This is a genomic window from Mycoplana sp. BE70 (assembly GCF_031455855.1).
GTDB lineage: Bacteria > Pseudomonadota > Alphaproteobacteria > Rhizobiales > Rhizobiaceae > Mycoplana.
The window spans coordinates 103,304-120,230 of sequence record NZ_JAVDTM010000012.1; the positions used below are offsets into that span (position 1 = coordinate 103,304).

Here is a 16,927-nt window from a genome sequence, read left to right on the forward strand (position 1 = left end):
CGGTCATAGTGACCGAATATGACAGGAGTGCAATCCTTGCTTTTGCCCCGCCCTTCCTCCACAGAGGCGCGAAGATCGCCTCATTTCGGATGCTGAACATGACGAATTTCGATCACGCCCTTGCGGGGGTACTGACGGCGGACGGCCACCGACTGGTGCAGCGCGTCTACTACGAGGACACCGACTTTTCGGGTTTCGTCTATCACGCGCGCTACCTGCATTTCATGGAGCGCGGCCGGACCGACTACCTGCGCTGCCTCGGCGTCGAGCAGGGGGCGCTGTCGATCGAGGGCGACACGGAAGGGCTGATGTTCGTCGTCCACCGCATGGAGATCGACTTCAAGGCGCCGGCCAAGATGGACGACATCCTCACCGTGCTGACGCACACCGAGAAGGCGGGCGGGGCGAAGATGGTGCTGCAGCAGCAGGTGCGCCGCGGCGAGCAGCTACTGATCGCCGCCAAGGTGGTGATCGCCGTGATCAACGCCAAGGGCCGGCCGCGGCGGCTGCCGGAGGGGCTTGCGGCGCAGTTTCTCTCAGCCACGGCTGGCCAGGCGGGATGATGTCAGTGGTCCATTGCGGCGCTGACGATGCGATCGGTCAGCGATTGTTTCCATTTGCGCGTTTCCGCCCACGGATCGGTCTCTTCCAGGCGCTGCAGGACGACGGAAATTGTGAAGGCATCGGCTGCCTCTAGAGCGGCCAGCTCCGTCCAGGAGACCGGGGTCGCAACCGGTCCGCCTTTCCGGGCGCGGGTCGAATAGGGGGCGACAGCGGTGGCGCCGCGCTCGTTGCGCAGCCAATCGATGAAGATTTTGCCCTTGCGCTTGGCCTTCGACATGGTGGTGACATAGCGGTCGGGCCTGGCATCGGCGAGCCGCTGCGACAACGCCTTGGCAAAGGTTTTCACGTCGTCCCAGCCCGCCTTCGGGACGAGCGGCACGATCACATGCACTCCCTTGCCGCCCGTCACCATGGGAACCGTTTGCAGGCCGACTGCAGCGAGCACGTCGCGCAACTCAACGGAGGCCTGCTTGACCTCCTCGAAGCCGATGCTTTCATCCGGATCGAGGTCGAAGATGATCCGGTCAGGCTGCTCGAGCTTGTCGGCGGTCGCGCCCCAAATGTGGAATTCCAGCGTGCCCATCTGCACGGCGGCGACGAGGCTCTTTTCATCCGTGATCGCCATGTAGTTTTCGGTTTCGCCGGACGATTCCCGGATCGGTACCTGCTTGATCTCCTCGGGAAAGCCGTCGCCCGCATGCTTCTGGAAGAAGCAGTGGGCGATATCGCCGCTCGGGCAACGCACGAGCGAAACCGGATGCCGGGCAGCGTGTTGAAGCATGCGCGGGGCGGCTGCCTCGTAGTATCGCGCCAGATCCAGTTTCGTGATGTTGCCCTCCTTGAAGAGAACGCGTTCGGGATGGCTGATGGAGACGCCCACAACGACATTGCCCTTGGGCGAAGGCTTCGACGGGGCCGCGGCATTCGCCCCCGCTCGACCGGAGGCGGGCGATGACTTGCCTCGCGGAGCAGCTTTGGCGGCGTCTTTCTTTGGCTGTTCCAACACCACGGTCCGGGCCTCCTTGTCCTTGCGCAATCCTTGGAATGATCCGTGCCGGACGTGTCCGTCGTCGGTGAACTCGGCGAAATCGACTTCGGCGACGAGATCGGGTTCAAGCCAGAAGGTGCCGCGGGCATACTCCTTCGGGACCGATGCAAACGGTGATGCCTCGCGGACGCGCTTGGCGAACAACGCGGCAAGCTCCGCCAATGTTTCATCGTTGAAGCCGGTGCCGACCCGACCCCGGTAGATGAGGCGGTCTTTCTCGAAGGTGCCAAGCAGGATCGAGGCGAAGGGGCGGCTGCGCTTGTCGGACGGCGTATAGCCGCCGATGACGAACTCCTGCCGCCGCGTGCACTTGACCTTGAGCCAGCTGCCGACGCGGCCTGACCGGTAGGCATCGTCGGCGCGCTTGGCGACGATGCCTTCCTGCCCCGCTCGGCACATGCTGCGGTAGACCTCGTCCGCATGACCACGCACGTGCTCGCTGAATTTCAGGATCCGGCCATCGGAACCCGCCAGCAGCGATTTCAGCAACGCTTTACGCTCCCACAGCGGCGTTCTCAGGATGTCCTTGCCGTCAAGATGCAGGAGGTCAAAGGCATAAAGCACGGTCTGTCCACCATGCTTCAATGCCCTTTGCAGCGCCGAGAACTGCGAGCCCTCGCCACCGACGGCAACGGCCTCCCCATCGATAAGCGCGCTTTCGCAGTCGAGTTCCGACAGGGCCGTGGCGATGTCGGGAAACTTTTCCGTCCAGTCGAGACCATTGCGGGTATAGCAGGTGACCCGTCCATCGCCGATCGCGGCCATCAGCCGGTAACCATCGAACTTCACTTCGTTCAACCAGTCGTCGCCTTCCGGTGCGGAGGTGCTGAGGGTGGCGAGTTGCGGGGCGCGGAAAGCGGGCTGGCCGGCCGCTTTGGTGTTGGCTTTTTTTTTACCCGGCCGGGCAGGGGCGCGAGGGCCCCTTTGCGAAGGTTCTCCGAGACGGGTTCGTCCGAATGCCAGACATGGGGCTTGGTCTCGCCCTTGCCTGTGGCGATTTCCGCCATTGTGCGCCCGGTGACGACGCTTGTGTCGTTTTCCCTCAAGACGCTCTCGCCGTCATCGGACGCCTCCGCATCGCGCTCCTTGATGAGCAGCCAGTTCTCGTGCTTCTCGCCCGGGCGGGGCTTCATGCGCACGAGCGCCCAGCTGCCGGTGAGGCGGCGGCCATAGAGGCGGAATTTCAGCTTGCCCTCCTTCAAGCCTTCGTCGGGATCCTCGAGCGGCTCCCAATGGCCGACATCCCAGAGCATCACCGTGCCGCCGCCATACTCACCCTTCGGGATCGTTCCCTCGAAATCGCCATAGGCCATCGGATGATCCTCGGTGTGCACGGCGAGGCGCTTGTCGTCCGGATCGAGGCTCGGCCCGCGCGTCACGGCCCAGCTTTTCAGCACACCGTCCCATTCGAGGCGGAAGTCGTAGTGCAGGCGGGTGGCGGCGTGCTTCTGGATCAGATAGGTGAGGCCGCTCTTCGACCTGCGTGCAACCTCGCCCTTCGGTTCGCTCGTCTTCGAAAAATCGCGCTTGCGGTTGTATTCCTTGAGGTTCTGCTGAGGCGTCGCCATTGCGACCTCACGCCGATTTCGGCCGGCGGGTGGCGGCCGGCTTGGATTTTTTTGCCGGGCCACCGCTGCCCTCGAGACTCTTCTTCAGCGCGGCCATCAGGTCCACGACGTTGCCGCCGGTGGCGGCACGACGTTCTCCGGCCTCGTCCAGGGTGATCGCCTTGCCCTTCATCTTTTGCTGCACGAGTTCCTTGAGCGCGTCCTCGTAGTGATCCTTGAAGGCGGTGGGATCGAAGGGGGCGGTCTTGCGATCGATCAGCTGGGTGGCGACCTCCAGCAGGTCCTTCTCGGCATTCTTCTTCGGGATGCCCGCGAAAATCGGCTCCGCCTTCTGCAATTCGTTCGCGTAGTGGAGGGTCTCCAGCAGCAGGCCGTCGCCGCAGGGGCGGACGGCGACGAGATATTCGCGACCGCGCATGGTCAGCTGGCCGAGACCGGTCTTGCCGGATACGCGCAAGGCGTCGCGCACGACCTGATAGGCGTCGTCGGCAAGATCGTCCGCGGGGACCAGGTAATAGGGCTTGTCGAAATAGACCGGGGAGATTTCGTCGGCGCCGACGAACTGGACCAGTTCAAGAGTCTTCTTGGTCTCGAGCTTGACCGCGTCGATCTCCTTCGGTTGCAGCAGCACATACTTGCCATCGTCAAGTTCGTAGCCCTTGACGATGTCGTCCTCCTTCACCGCGCCGACGCCCTCGACGATCTTCTCGTAGTGGATCGGCTTGCCGGTCGGTTTGTGGATCTGCCGGAAGGAGGTGCGACCACCAGATTTCGTTGCGCTGAAGAGCTCGACGGGGATCGAGACGAGCGACAATCGAAGTTGTCCTTTCCACATTGCCCGAGACACCATTGTCATCGTCTCCCAATGGGGAGGTCGCTCAAATTGGGCGCAACCTCCTGCTGCTTGCAGCCAGGCATTCCAGACAAAGTATAGGACCGTTATGCATTTCCTCAAGCGGTGGGCAGAGGGATGGACTGCTGGCAGCGCTTGGCAAATGTGCGACCGGCGAATTGGTTCCGTCGGGCGGAAATCGCCGCGAGATGATATTCGACCTCACCCGGTAATACTCCCTTAACCATAATGATGTCTTACTCGAACCACTGGATTATGTGCGCTGCACGTCATCCTTTAACCAAAATTGACGGCAAGAAGGCAGTTGAAAGCGTTAGATCGGCGTGGCAGCCGGCGACATCAACCGGACATTCTTGACGGAAACGCGGAGCGGTTGCGGACACATTCGAACCGCCAGCTCCAGAGGTTTGCGAAAAGCCGGCTCGGCAAATCCGAAACTCCCATCGGATGTCGGTCCGGCAAGGATGAAGACCCGGTGCGATGGCCATGGTCCGTGCCGGGTGTTTGGATTCGGGGACAGAAGTCTATGGAACAGGTAGGTTTGGCAGCAACGACCGATGTGAGCCTCTGGTCGCTCTTCATGCAGGCCGGCTTGGTCGTCAAGCTGGTCATGCTCGGGCTGATCGCGGCGTCGGTTTGGACCTGGGCGATCGTCGTCGACAAGACGCTCGCCTACGGCAAGGCGCGTCGCGCCCTCGACAGCTTCGAGCAGGTGTTCTGGTCCGGGCAGTCGCTGGAGGAGCTCTACCGCACGCTGTCGGACCGGCAGACGTCCGGCATGAGCGCGATGTTCGTCTCCGCCATGCGCGAATGGAAGAAGAGCTTTGAGCGTGGCGCGCGCTCGCCGATCGGCCTGCAGATGCGCATCGACCGCGCAATGGACGTGACGCTCGCGCGTGAATCCGAAACCCTCGAAGCTCGCCTCGGTTCGCTGGCGACGATCGGTTCGGCTGCTCCGTTCATCGGCCTGTTCGGTACCGTCGTCGGCATCATGACGTCGTTCCAGGCAATCGCCGGCTCGAAGTCGACCAACCTCGCCGTCGTGGCGCCCGGTATCGCCGAGGCGCTGCTTGCCACCGCCATCGGCCTGCTGGCCGCTATCCCGGCCGTTATCGCCTACAACAAGTTCACCGCCGACGCCGGCAAGCTGACGGCGCGCATGGAAGGTTTCGCCGACGAGTTCTCCGCCATCCTTTCGCGCCAGATCGACGAGAAGCTGCAGCCGCGCCAGGCGGCGCAGTGACCGGCCGACGTTAAGCAGGAGACGAAGCCATGGGCATGTCAGTCGGGGGAGCCAAGGGCGGCGGCGGTCGCCGCAGGCGCGGCGGTCGAAAGGCCGTCATGAGCGAAATCAACGTGACGCCGTTCGTCGACGTCATGCTGGTGCTGCTGATCATCTTCATGGTGGCCGCTCCGATGATGACCGTCGGCGTGCCGCTGGATCTGCCGAAGACCTCTGCGAAGGCGCTCAACGCCGAGACCCAGCCGATCACCGTCTCGGTGAAGGCCGACGGTGCCGTGTTCCTGCAGGAAACGGCGATCCCGGTCGAGGAGATCGCGGCCAAGCTCGAGGCCGTAGCCACCACCGGCTACACCGAGCGGATCTTCGTGCGCGGTGACGGCGCAGCCCCCTACGGCGTGATCGCCGACGTCATGTCGCGCATCCAGCAGGCGGGCTTCACCAATATCGGCCTCGTCACCGAGCAGAAACCGGACAATTGATCAGACCGCGATGAAGGGCAGCCTCGCCACATCCGCCGCATTGCATATCCTGGTGCTCATCATGGCACTGGTGTCGATCGGCAGTCCGGAAAGCTTCGATGTCGCCGATGTCGAGGCGATGCCGGTCGACATCGTGCCGATCGAGGAGCTGACGCAGATCCAGCAGGGCGACAAGAAGGCGCCGATGGCGGAAAAATCCGCGCCTGTGCCGACCAAGCGTCAGGACGTCGTCGAGAATGCCGAGAATGCCGGCGACAACGACATCGACATGAAGACGCCGCCGACACCGGACAAGAAGCCGCAGAGCACTGAGACGGCTGCCGCACCCCCGAAATCCGAGAAAGCCATCCCCACGCCCGAGCCGGCAAAGGAGCCGGTCGAGCAGGTGCAGAAGACCGAGCCTGCGACGACGCCGGCCACCGAGGTGGCGAAGGAAACCGAGCCGAAGCAGGACGTCAAACCCGACGCCAAGCCGGAAGAGAAGCCGATCGAAGAAGCTCCGGCCGAGGTCGCCGAAGCCGAAGCGCTGCCGGAAACAGGACCCGTTCCCGAGGTGAAGCCGAAGCCGGCGCAGGCGCAGACCGCCAAGACCGAGGACCGCAAGAACGAGGACAAGAAGAAGGAGCAGAAGAAGTCGGCTTCCGCCAAGGAAAGCGACTTCAACGCCGACGAGGTGGCGGCGCTCCTGAACAAGACCGAGAGCAAGGGTGGCGGCGCCAAGCGCTCGACAGAGACGGCCTCGCTCGGCGGCAAGAAGACGACCGGCGGCTCCAAGCTGTCGATGAGCGAGATGGATGCGCTGCGCGGCCTGATCCAGAACAACTGGTCGATCATCCCCGGCATGGCGGATGCGAGCGACGTGCGCATCAAGGTGTCGATGCAGCTCGATCCGGACGGCAACATTGTCGGCGAACCGGAAGTCGTGGCGACCGGTGGCTCGGAAGCGGCGCGCAGGGCGCTTGCCGGCGGTGCACGCCGAGCGATCCTGAAATCGGCGCCCTTCGATAAGCTGCCGAAAGACAAATACGATGCCTGGAGCGAAGTCGTGGTGAACTTCGATCCGAGCGAAATGATGTGATGCCAAGTGGCATGAACCCTAGGAAGGCCTAGAACGCATGTTGAGACGCACTTTTCTCCATTCTGCCGCCGGGTTGACCGGCCTTGCGGCGACCGTGTCGCCGGCCATGGCGCTGGTCGAGATCAACATCAACAAGGGCAATGTCGAGCCACTGCCGATCGCGGTGACGGATTTCATCGCCGGCGGCGACCTCGGCCAGAAGATCACCGATGTGATCGCGGCCGACCTGAAGCGCTCCGGACTGTTCGCCCCGGTCAACAAGCAGGCCTTCATCGAGAAGATCTCCAATCCGGACCAGCCGCCGCGCTTCGAAGACTGGAAGGTCATCAACGCGCAGGCGCTGGTGACGGGCCGGGTGGTGCAGGACGGCGGCCGCCTTCGCGCCGAGTTTCGCCTGTGGGACACCTTTGCCGGCCAGCAGATGACCGGCCAACAGTTCTACACCCAGCCGGAGAACTGGCGCCGCGTCGCCCACATCATCGCCGATGCCATCTACGAGCGCATCACCGGCGAGAAGGGCTACTTCGACACTCGCGTCGTCTATGTCGCCGAGAGCGGCCCTAAGACCGCCCGCAAGCGCCAGCTTGCCATTATGGACCAGGACGGCGCCAATGCGCGCGCGCTGACGAACTCCAACGAGCTGGTGCTAACGCCGCGCTTCTCGCCGAGCCGGCAGGAAATCACCTACATGTCCTTCGAGGGCCAGCAGCCGCGGGTCTACCTGCTGCAGCTCGAGACCGGGCAGCGCGAGGTGGTCGGCAACTTCCCCGGCATGACCTTCGCGCCGCGCTTCTCGCCGGACGGTCAGCGGGTGATCATGAGCCTGCAGCAGGAAGGCAACGCCAACATCTACACGATGGACCTGCGCTCGCGCACGACGACGCGCCTGACCTCGACAGCGGCCATTGACACCGGTCCCTCCTACTCTCCGGACGGCACGCAAATCGTCTTCGAAAGCGACCGTGGTGGGCGCCAGCAACTCTATGTGATGAGCGCAGACGGCTCTGCACAGAACCGGATCTCGTTCGGTGACGGCTCGTATTCGACGCCGGTCTGGTCGCCGCGCGGCGACCTGATCGCGTTTACGAAGCAGTCGGGTGGCAAGTTTTCGATCGGCGTGATGAAAGCCGACGGTTCGGGCGAGCGGATCCTGACGTCGGGTTTCCACAATGAGGGCCCGACCTGGGCACCGAACGGCCGCGTGCTGATGTTCTTCCGTCAGAACGCCGGTGCGGGCGGTCCGCAGCTCTTTTCGATCGACCTGACCGGCTACAACGAGCAGCAGATCCCAACGAATGGCTTTGCTTCCGATCCCGCCTGGTCGCCGCTTCTGGAGTAGTTGTCCCGCAAATTGTGACGGCGCCGCCGCTTTCTCGCCTCAAAGTCCTGTAAACCAGGCATCGAACGGCGAGGGATTCGGCGGCGTCTGTCGTTTATGCCGGGGAATGGGGATCATTGCGAAAGCGTTTGTTAACCATAGTCGTTGAAAGCCGGTTAACCGCGTGCGGTTACAGTCTGGCAACCCTGATTGAAACCCAAGCCCCATCGAACTGATGCAAGGAGACCGGCTGATGAGCCGCTTTGAAATCCCGGCCGTTGGCCGCATGCAGAATCTCGCTCGCAACCCCGCCATGATCGCCCTGTTCATGGGCCTCGCACTTGCCGGCTGCGCCAACAAGAAGAACATGCCCAACAGCGCCGGCGAACTCGGCCTGAACAACGCCACCCCGGGCTCGACGCAGGACTTCACCGTCAACGTCGGCGACCGCATCTTCTTCGACACCGACTCGACCTCGATCCGCGCCGATGCGGCTGCGACCCTCGACAAGCAGGCGCAGTGGCTGCAGAAGTATTCGAATTACGCGATCACGGTCGAAGGCCATGCCGACGAGCGCGGCACGCGTGAATACAACCTCGCGCTCGGCGCCCGCCGTGCGACGTCCACCAAGCAATACCTCGTCAGCCGCGGCGTTCCAGCCAACCGCATTCGGACGATCTCCTACGGCAAGGAAAAGCCGGTCGCCGTCTGCGACGACATCTCCTGCTGGTCGCAGAACCGCCGCGCCGTTACCGTTCTCGGCGGCGCCGGAATGTAAGCAGCGCCGGTCGGCTGAAGACAGCTACCGACGAGGCCTGCCAGCGATGGCGGGCCTTTTGCATTGAAGGGGTACGGCCAAAACGAAGGTTGCTCCGACGCGCGCAGTTTTTTATCACACTTTGGCCGAACTCCGTTGCTTTTTGGGAGCATTTGGAAAAACCTGCGGCGCGCGCGACAATGCGCAAATCGGACGAACGGGACAAAGATATGAAGAAAATCGTCGCGGCAAGCCTGATCGGCTTGGCAGCTCTCGCCGGGCCAGTGGACGCGCTGCACGCGTCTCCGCTCTCGGCGCTGGCGAACCGCTTGATGCCGGCTACCGGCAAGGCGGACAACGGGGTCGTGCTGGCCCAGGCCAACGATGCGATGCGCATCGGCCAGCTCGAAGAGCAGATCCGCTCGCTCAACGGCCGGATCGAGGAGATGAGCTTCCAGCTGCTGCAGATGCAGGAGCAATTGCGAAAGACGCAGGAAGACAACGAATACCGCTTCCAGGACCTGGAGAGCGGCAAGGGCGGTGGCAAGAGCGGCGCGCTGGACAAGCCGCTCGGCCAGAGTTCTGACACCAGCCAGACGGCAGCAACGGAGCTCCCGGCGGATCCTTCCGCCGCGGGCACGACCGACACGGCCTCCGCCGGCGGTCTGGCGCCGCAGGAGCAGAACCTCGGCACGATCCGCTTCGACGAGCAGGGTAACCAGATCGGTGCCGAAAAGAACGAGAGCGCTTCGGTCGGCAGCGGGTCGCTTCCGGACATCGATAGCGGTCTGCCGACGGCCGGCGGACAGGCAAGCGGTTCGCTCGACAATCCGGATGAGATTTACAAGGCGGGTTATGGCCACGTGCTCTCGGGCGACTACGCGCTGGCCGAGAAGGAGTTCCGCGACTATCTCGACATCTTTCCCGAGGGCGACAAGGCCGCGGATGCCAGCTTCTGGCTGGGCGAAGCACAGTATTCGCAGGGCAATTTCAACGAGTCCGCCAAGACGTTCCTGAACGCGCACCAGACCTACAACAAGTCCAAGAAGGCGCCCGAGATGCTCCTGAAGCTCGGCATGTCGCTTGCCGCGCTCGACAACCGCGAAACCGCCTGTGCGACGCTGCGCGAAGTCGGCAAGCGCTATCCGAATGCCTCCAAGGCCGTGAAGACCAAGGTCGCCAGCGAGCAGAGCCGGCTCGCCTGCTGATACGACGGAGCGACGTCGTGAACGGTCGCAAGAGCCCGGGCATCGACGAAACGATCGCCCAATTTCTCAAAAGTTTCCACAAACCCGCAAGGTTGCTTGTTGCCGTTTCCGGTGGCGGCGATTCCATCGGCTTGCTGCTCGCGCTCGATGATGCGCTGAAAGCAGGACGCTTTGGCGGATTTTCCCTTCTTGCCTGCACCATCGACCATGCGCTGCGCGCCAATTCCGCCGACGAAGCTCGTTGGGTGGCAGCGCTCTGTGCGCGCCGGGGTATTTCGCAAGTGTCGCGCCGCTGGGACGGGCCCAAACCTGCAGCCGGCATCCAGGCCGCGGCACGGGACGCGCGCCACGCGTTGCTGTCGGAAGTCGCGCGCGACAATAACGCCGACGCGATCCTGACAGCGCACAGTCGCGATGACCAGCTCGAGACGATCGCCATGCGCAAGGCGCGCCGGAGCGAGGGCGCCGGCCTTGCCGGCATTGCATCGGCGACGCTTGTGTTCGGCAGTACATGGGTGCTGCGACCGCTCCTTGACGTGCCGCGGGCCGATATTCGCGCCTACCTGCAAGCGATCGGCCAGGACTGGATCGAGGATCCGAGCAACCTCAATCGCACCTTCGAACGCGTTCGTGTCCGGTTGGACGGGATGGACGGTGGTGCTGGAGCGGCCATGTCCACCGATGCGGCGGAGGCAGGCGACCCGGCGCGCGCGTCGGAACTGCGCATGCAGACTTCACACCAGGGTGCCGCGTTCCTGTCCGGTCAGGTCCGGGTGTTCGATGCCGCATTCGCACGGCTGCCGGCTTCGGCGGTGCCGGCGCTCCTGGGTGGGAAGCCGGAATGGCGCGCGCTGCTGGCGCTGGTCGCAGTCCTCGGCGGCCGCGAGCACCAACTGGAAACGGATGCATCGGAACGTCTCAGGGTGTTTCTCGAAAGCGCAAGGTTGTCGCGGATGACCGCGGGCAGGGTGGTGTTCGACCGCCGCCGCGAGGGTCTGTTTCTCTACCGCGAGCATCGAGATATTGCGCCTGTCACCGTTGCGCCGCACGATCGATCGATCTGGGACAGTCGTTGGCGGGTACACAACCGGTCGAGCGGGGAGTTGATTGTCCGGGCCGCGGCGGATGCGCACGAACACAGCATTGCCGCAGACGACGTACCATCGGGCGTGGTCAGGCGGGTGGCGCGCAGCCGTCCACTCGTACTGGCGGGCGATGAACGGGCAGGGCCCGACCGCTTCTCTCTCGAGCCGGTGCTTTCACCCTACGACCGCTATCTCCCGGTCTTCGATCTGCCGCTGGCGCAAGCGATTGCTGCACTGTTTGCGGTTCCGCCATATCCCGCCCCGCCAATTCGGTTGGGGTGCGACGACTCGCGTTGTGGTGAAAATCGCCCGGGTGGTGCATAAGGGGGGTGTTGTCGTCGCGAAATGTCGCCGAAACCGCAAATCCGCCATAGCCGTCAACGATAATTCCGGAAATGGCCGAGGGCCGTTCGGTTTGCCTTGGCAAGGCGGTACTGCGACCCTATGTTAGGTGCAAATGAGACGGCACAACACCTGTAGCCGAGAAAACGCCCGGAAAGCCCGATGAATCCAAATTTCCGCAATGTCGCCCTCTGGGCCATCATAGCGCTCCTGCTGATCGCTCTCTTCAGCATGTTCCAGACGAGCCCGGCGCAGACCGGTTCGCGGGATGTTCCCTACTCGCAGTTCCTCAAGGAGATCGATGCGAGCCGGGTCAAGGAGGTCGTGATTACGGGCAACAAGGTCGTCGGCAGCTATGTGGAGACCGGCACCACCTTCCAGACCTATGCGCCGGCCATCGATGACGCGCTGCTGGAGCGGCTGGAAGCGAAGAACGTGGTGGTCAATGCCCGTCCTGAGAGCGACGGCTCCAACAGTTTCCTGAGCTATATCGGCACGCTGCTGCCGATGCTTTTGATCCTCGGCGTCTGGCTCTTCTTCATGCGCCAGATGCAGGGCGGCTCGCGCGGCGCGATGGGTTTCGGCAAATCCAAGGCGAAGCTTCTGACCGAAGCGCATGGCCGCGTCACCTTTGCCGATGTCGCCGGCGTCGACGAGGCCAAGCAGGACCTGGAGGAAATCGTCGAGTTCCTGCGCGACCCGCAAAAGTTCCAGCGCCTCGGCGGTCGCATCCCGCGCGGCGTTCTGCTGGTCGGACCTCCGGGCACCGGTAAGACGCTGCTGGCCCGCTCGGTCGCCGGCGAGGCGAACGTGCCGTTCTTCACCATTTCCGGCTCCGACTTCGTCGAGATGTTCGTCGGCGTCGGCGCAAGCCGCGTTCGCGACATGTTCGAGCAAGCGAAGAAGAACGCGCCCTGCATCATCTTCATCGACGAAATCGACGCTGTCGGTCGTCACCGTGGCGCGGGCCTGGGCGGCGGCAACGACGAGCGCGAGCAGACGCTGAACCAGTTGCTGGTCGAGATGGACGGCTTCGAGGCGAACGAGGGCATCATCCTGATCGCCGCCACCAACCGCCCGGACGTGCTCGACCCGGCGCTCCTGCGTCCCGGCCGCTTCGATCGCCAGGTCGTCGTGCCGAACCCGGACATCGTCGGCCGCGAGCGTATCCTCAAGGTTCACGTGCGCAACGTGCCTCTGGCCCCCAACGTCGACCTCAAGGTGCTGGCGCGGGGCACGCCCGGCTTCTCCGGCGCGGATCTGATGAACCTCGTCAATGAGTCGGCGCTGATGGCGGCGCGGCGCAACAAGCGCCTCGTCACCATGCAGGAATTCGAGGACGCCAAGGACAAGATCATGATGGGTGCGGAGCGCCGCTCGTCCGCCATGACCGAGGCCGAGAAGAAGCTGACCGCCTACCACGAGGCGGGACATGCGATCCTGGCGCTGAATGTGCCGATGGCCGATCCGCTGCACAAGGCGACGATCATCCCGCGCGGACGCGCGCTCGGCATGGTGATGCAGCTCCCCGAGGGCGATCGCTATTCGATGAGCTACAAGTGGATGGTGTCGCGCCTTGCGATCATGATGGGCGGCCGCGTCGCCGAGGAGATTACCTTCGGCAAGGAGAACATCACCTCTGGTGCTTCCTCCGACATCGAGCAGGCGACGAAGCTGGCGCGCGCCATGGTGACGCAGTGGGGCTTCTCCGACCAGCTCGGCCAGGTCGCCTATGGCGAGAACCAGCAGGAGGTCTTCCTCGGCCATTCGGTGGCACAGTCGAAGAACGTGTCCGAATCCACCGCCCAGAAGATCGACAACGAGATCCGCCGCCTGATCGACGAGGCCTATGCCGAAGCCAAGCGCATCATCACCGAGAAGCACCACGAGTTCGTGGCGCTGGCCGAGGGCCTGCTCGAATACGAGACGCTGACCGGCGATGAGATCAAGGCGCTGATCCGCGGCGAGAAGCCGGCCCGCGACCTCGGAGACGACAGCCCGCCGCATCGCGGCTCGGCTGTGCCGAAGGCCGGCCAGAAGAAGGGCGGCGAGGCGGAAGGCGGGCTGGAGCCGCAGCCGCAGTGACACCGTTTCGGCGGGTCAACGACAAGTACTGACGTTTCAGGGGCGTCGCGTGAAAGATCACGCGGCGCCTTTCAGCATCGGCAGGCTGCGTTCCAGAAGTGCGAGCGCGACCACGATCCAGACGAGCACGATCACCGCCATGCCGATGCGGGAAGCGGGCAGGGCGATCCGCTCGGCGGCCCGTGCCCGGAGTTCAGCGCGGATCTCCGGCGGGATCAGCTTCAGGGCGGCAAGCGTCCCGAGCGGGACGATGATCAGGTCGTCGAGGTAGCCAAGCACGGGAATGAAGTCGGGGATCAGGTCGACCGGCGAGAGCGCGTAGGCGGCAACCATTGCCGCAACGGCCTTGGCGGGCCAGGCAACGCGCCGGTCGCGGGCGGCGAGCCAGAGGACGACCACGTCGCGCTTGATCGCACGGGCCCAGGTCTTGGCTGTTTCGATCCAGGTCATCGGCATGTCCGTCGGCCGCTGTCCGGTTGCAGCCGTTGGCGCCGCATTCTAGGCAGGCCCCCTGCTGCGTCGCAATGGACTGTTGCTCGACCGTATCGGCTGGTAACGGCCTGTAACGGAATTTCAGGTGCTCTCGGTTTCGATCTGTGGCAAAGAGGCGAAAAGAGCCGCGATCGACAGCGCCCAGCGGGCAGCCGTGGACGGCTCGGCACGACATTCAGGAGCATAGATGAAGCGTCGCTATTTTGGAACGGACGGCATCAGGGGCCAGTCCAACGTTTTCCCAATGACGCCAGACCTCGCAATGCGGGTTGGCATCGCCGTCGGTACGATTTTTCGCCGTGGCACCCATCGCAACCGCGTCGTCATCGGCAAGGACACGCGCCTGTCCGGCTATATGCTCGAGAACGCGATGGTGGCGGGCTTTACGGCGGCCGGCGTCGACGCCTTCGTCCTCGGACCGATCCCGACGCCGGCCGTTGCGATGCTGACGCGGTCGCTCCGCGCCGATATCGGCGTGATGATCTCCGCCTCGCACAATCCCTTCCAGGACAACGGCATCAAGCTTTTCGGCCCCGACGGCTACAAGCTTTCCGACGAGCTGGAAATGCAGATCGAGGCGCTGCTGGAAAACGATGCCGTGCCACAACTCGTCAATGCCGGCGAGATCGGCCGGGCGAAGCGCATCGACGGCGTTCAGGACCGTTACATCGAATATGCCAAGCGCACCCTGCCGCGCGACGTGACGTTGCATGGACTGAGGGTCGTGATCGACTGCGCGAACGGAGCGGCCTATCGCGTGGCGCCGGCAGCCCTCTGGGAACTGGGCGCCGACGTGGTCACGATCGGCGCCGATCCGAACGGCACGAACATCAATCTCGATTGTGGCTCGACGCACCCCGAGGCGCTACGGCGCAAGGTGGACGAGGTCCGCGCCGACATCGGCATTGCGCTGGACGGCGATGCGGACCGTGTGCAGATCGTCGACGAGAACGGCAGGCTGATCGACGGCGACCAGCTGATGGCGGTGATCGCCGAAACCTGGGCGGCCGACGGCTTGTTGAAGGGCGGCGGCCTGGTGGCGACCGTCATGTCCAATCTTGGGCTCGAGCGCTACCTCAAGAGCAAAAAGATCGGACTGCACCGCACACAGGTTGGCGACCGCTACGTCGTCGAGCACATGCGTCAGCACGATTTCAATGTGGGCGGTGAGCAATCGGGCCACATCGTCCTTTCCGACTTCGGCACGACCGGAGACGGGCTTGTGGCGGCGCTGCAGGTGCTGGCCTGCGTCAAGCGCAGCGGCAAGCCGGTCAGCGAGGTCTGCAACCGCTTCGAGCCGGTGCCGCAGGTCCTGAAAAACGTGCGCATCGCCGGCGGCAAGCCGCTCGAGGACGCGGGCGTGCTGGCGGCGATCGCGGAGGCCGAAAATGCGCTTGCCAAGAGCGGTCGCCTGCTGATCCGCCCGTCCGGAACCGAGCCGCTGATCCGCGTGATGGCCGAAGGCGACGACCGGTCGAAGGTCGAGCGCATCGTCGACGAACTCGTCGGCGTCATCGGTTCGGTGCGCAGCGCCGCCTGAGGCTGGTCCGCCGGGCAGGAAGAATTATTCAAAGGCCGAGGTCTTCACCTCGGCCTTTTTGTTTTGCCGGAAGCAGTCGTCGCGGTTCGTCGACGACCACTGCCGGCCTCGCAATTCTTACCCGAGGGTTAACACCTAGGGTAAATGCCTGTAGTTAATTGCAACTTAACTTTTCCCCGCCATTATCCATGACGATCGATGAATTGGGTCCTGCGTCCGTCCGCAGTGCCCGACAATCTTGTTACGGAGTTGGGCCATGAGAATGTTAATGAGTACCGCCCTTGCAGCCCTGATTGTGAGCTCTTCGGCGTTTGCGGCTGACCTCTACCAGGCGACGCCAGCCCCGATCGCACCAATCGAGCCGGTCGTAGCAACCAGCGGCTGGTATCTGCGCGGCGATGTCGGTTACGCCTGGAATCACCTGCGCGGCGCCAGTTATTGGCAGGGCGGCCCCGGCGGCTACAATGCAGACTTCGATGACGTCGATATCGATGACAGCTGGGTGATCGGCGGCGGCGTCGGCTATCAGTGGAACGATTACTTCCGCACCGACGTGACGCTCGACTACATGTTCGACACCGATTTCGAGGGCTCGACGAGCGGTAGCTGCGGCGTCGCTGGCAACTGCGTGTCCACCGATCGCGCCTCGATGTCCGCGCTAAGCCTGCTCGTCAATGCCTATGTCGACCTCGGCACCTATGGCGGCGTTGCCGGTGGTTTCGGCGGTGTGACCCCTTACGTCGGTGCCGGTATCGGCGCGACGCGGGTCAACTGGGGCAGCCTGCGCAACACGTCCTGCGACGTGAACGATCCCAGCAACTGCGACGGCTCGGTCAAGCACAACGGCGAAGACAGCTGGCGCTTCACCTATGCGCTGATGGCGGGCGCGTCCGTCGACCTGACCTGCAACTGGGCCGCCGACGCCGGTTACCGCTTCCGCCAGGTCGCCGGCGGCGACATGTTCGGCTATGCCATGAACGGCGGCCCGGGCGATGACGACGGCTTCTACATCCACGAGGCTCGCCTCGGCCTGCGCTATACTTTCAACAGCTGCGAGGTGCCTTACGTCCCGCCGGCGGAGCCTATCGTCTACAAATAACGATCGCGCAACGCATGCCAGCAAAAGCCGCTCGCACCGTCGGGCGGCTTTCGTCGTTTCCGGAAAGCGGCGGGACGAAGGCGCGGCGGTTTTACCTCATCCGGCCGATCCCTGACGACGTGATCGCACGCCCAACGCCTGACGCGGCACTGCCCAATAGGCAAATGG

The 16,927-nt window shown here is 63.8% G+C and carries 13 protein-coding genes and 1 pseudogene; 11 read left to right on the forward strand and 3 right to left on the reverse strand.

Going from position 1 to position 16,927, the window contains the following annotated elements; translation table 11 throughout:
- Positions 1 to 98 precede the first annotated feature (98 nt).
- Positions 99 to 563: a tol-pal system-associated acyl-CoA thioesterase gene (gene ybgC, locus J2Y48_RS20685; RefSeq protein WP_310421849.1), complete on the forward strand. Its 465-nt coding sequence runs from the start codon at positions 99 to 101 to the stop codon at positions 561 to 563.
- Positions 564 to 565: 2 nt separating this feature from the next.
- Here the strand turns inward: ybgC and ligD are convergent.
- Both ligD and J2Y48_RS20695 read right to left on the reverse strand, forming a co-directional pair.
- Positions 566 to 3,180: pseudogene (gene ligD, locus J2Y48_RS20690) on the reverse strand (DNA ligase D).
- A gap of 7 nt (positions 3,181 to 3,187) precedes the next feature.
- The gene (locus tag J2Y48_RS20695; protein WP_310421852.1) at positions 3,188 to 4,030 is read right to left on the reverse strand and encodes a Ku protein; all 843 of its coding nucleotides are present in this window, start codon (positions 4,028 to 4,030) and stop codon (positions 3,188 to 3,190) included.
- A gap of 529 nt (positions 4,031 to 4,559) precedes the next feature.
- On the opposite strand from J2Y48_RS20695, the gene tolQ reads away from it, so the two are divergent.
- From tolQ to ftsH, 8 genes are all read left to right on the forward strand, one after another.
- Positions 4,560 to 5,276, forward strand: coding sequence for a protein TolQ (tolQ, locus tag J2Y48_RS20700; RefSeq protein WP_310421855.1), 717 nt, complete (start codon positions 4,560 to 4,562; stop codon positions 5,274 to 5,276).
- A 29-nt stretch (positions 5,277 to 5,305) separates the two neighbouring features.
- Positions 5,306 to 5,755 (forward strand): protein TolR, encoded by a 450-nt coding sequence (gene tolR, locus J2Y48_RS20705; RefSeq protein WP_310421858.1) that lies wholly within the window; start codon positions 5,306 to 5,308, stop codon positions 5,753 to 5,755.
- Positions 5,756 to 5,765: 10 nt separating this feature from the next.
- Positions 5,766 to 6,833: a cell envelope integrity protein TolA gene (gene tolA, locus J2Y48_RS20710; RefSeq protein ID WP_310421861.1), complete on the forward strand. Its 1,068-nt coding sequence runs from the start codon at positions 5,766 to 5,768 to the stop codon at positions 6,831 to 6,833.
- Positions 6,834 to 6,870: 37 nt separating this feature from the next.
- Positions 6,871 to 8,172 (forward strand): Tol-Pal system beta propeller repeat protein TolB, encoded by a 1,302-nt coding sequence (gene tolB, locus J2Y48_RS20715; protein WP_310421864.1) that lies wholly within the window; start codon positions 6,871 to 6,873, stop codon positions 8,170 to 8,172.
- A 232-nt stretch (positions 8,173 to 8,404) separates the two neighbouring features.
- Positions 8,405 to 8,929, forward strand: coding sequence for a peptidoglycan-associated lipoprotein Pal (gene pal / locus J2Y48_RS20720; RefSeq protein WP_310421867.1), 525 nt, complete (start codon positions 8,405 to 8,407; stop codon positions 8,927 to 8,929).
- Positions 8,930 to 9,138: 209 nt separating this feature from the next.
- Entirely contained in the window at positions 9,139 to 10,116 is a 978-nt protein-coding gene (ybgF, locus tag J2Y48_RS20725; protein WP_310421870.1) for a tol-pal system protein YbgF, read from the forward strand.
- 17 nt (positions 10,117 to 10,133) lie between these two features.
- Positions 10,134 to 11,525 (forward strand): tRNA lysidine(34) synthetase TilS, encoded by a 1,392-nt coding sequence (gene tilS / locus J2Y48_RS20730; protein ID WP_310421873.1) that lies wholly within the window; start codon positions 10,134 to 10,136, stop codon positions 11,523 to 11,525.
- A gap of 180 nt (positions 11,526 to 11,705) precedes the next feature.
- The gene (ftsH, locus tag J2Y48_RS20735) at positions 11,706 to 13,628 is read left to right on the forward strand and encodes an ATP-dependent zinc metalloprotease FtsH (protein ID WP_310421876.1); all 1,923 of its coding nucleotides are present in this window, start codon (positions 11,706 to 11,708) and stop codon (positions 13,626 to 13,628) included.
- A gap of 57 nt (positions 13,629 to 13,685) precedes the next feature.
- Here ftsH and J2Y48_RS20740 read toward each other — a convergent pair whose 3' ends face one another.
- Positions 13,686 to 14,078 (reverse strand): DUF1232 domain-containing protein, encoded by a 393-nt coding sequence (locus J2Y48_RS20740; RefSeq protein WP_310421879.1) that lies wholly within the window; start codon positions 14,076 to 14,078, stop codon positions 13,686 to 13,688.
- 229 nt (positions 14,079 to 14,307) lie between these two features.
- Between J2Y48_RS20740 and glmM the strand changes: the two genes are divergently transcribed.
- Both glmM and J2Y48_RS20750 read left to right on the forward strand, forming a co-directional pair.
- The gene (glmM, locus tag J2Y48_RS20745; RefSeq protein ID WP_310421882.1) at positions 14,308 to 15,660 is read left to right on the forward strand and encodes a phosphoglucosamine mutase; all 1,353 of its coding nucleotides are present in this window, start codon (positions 14,308 to 14,310) and stop codon (positions 15,658 to 15,660) included.
- Between the two features lie 256 nt (positions 15,661 to 15,916).
- Positions 15,917 to 16,759, forward strand: a complete 843-nt coding sequence (locus J2Y48_RS20750) for a porin family protein (protein WP_310421884.1) — start codon at positions 15,917 to 15,919, stop codon at positions 16,757 to 16,759.
- The last annotated feature ends 168 nt before the right edge of the window (positions 16,760 to 16,927 follow it).

Excerpts from the sequence above, each read along its gene's own strand:
- ybgC (WP_310421849.1), top strand. The coding sequence starts at position 99 with ATGACGAATTTCGATCACGCCCTTGCGGGGGTACTGACGGCGGACGGC.
- J2Y48_RS20695 (WP_310421852.1), bottom strand. The coding sequence starts at position 4,030 with ATGGTGTCTCGGGCAATGTGGAAAGGACAACTTCGATTGTCGCTCGTC.
- tolQ (WP_310421855.1), top strand. The coding sequence starts at position 4,560 with ATGGAACAGGTAGGTTTGGCAGCAACGACCGATGTGAGCCTCTGGTCG.
- tolR (WP_310421858.1), top strand. The coding sequence starts at position 5,306 with ATGGGCATGTCAGTCGGGGGAGCCAAGGGCGGCGGCGGTCGCCGCAGG.
- tolA (WP_310421861.1), top strand. The coding sequence starts at position 5,766 with ATGAAGGGCAGCCTCGCCACATCCGCCGCATTGCATATCCTGGTGCTC.
- tolB (WP_310421864.1), top strand. The coding sequence starts at position 6,871 with ATGTTGAGACGCACTTTTCTCCATTCTGCCGCCGGGTTGACCGGCCTT.
- pal (WP_310421867.1), top strand. The coding sequence starts at position 8,405 with ATGAGCCGCTTTGAAATCCCGGCCGTTGGCCGCATGCAGAATCTCGCT.
- ybgF (WP_310421870.1), top strand. The coding sequence starts at position 9,139 with ATGAAGAAAATCGTCGCGGCAAGCCTGATCGGCTTGGCAGCTCTCGCC.
- ftsH (WP_310421876.1), top strand. The coding sequence starts at position 11,706 with ATGAATCCAAATTTCCGCAATGTCGCCCTCTGGGCCATCATAGCGCTC.
- J2Y48_RS20740 (WP_310421879.1), bottom strand. The coding sequence starts at position 14,078 with ATGACCTGGATCGAAACAGCCAAGACCTGGGCCCGTGCGATCAAGCGC.
- glmM (WP_310421882.1), top strand. The coding sequence starts at position 14,308 with ATGAAGCGTCGCTATTTTGGAACGGACGGCATCAGGGGCCAGTCCAAC.
- J2Y48_RS20750 (WP_310421884.1), top strand. The coding sequence starts at position 15,917 with ATGAGAATGTTAATGAGTACCGCCCTTGCAGCCCTGATTGTGAGCTCT.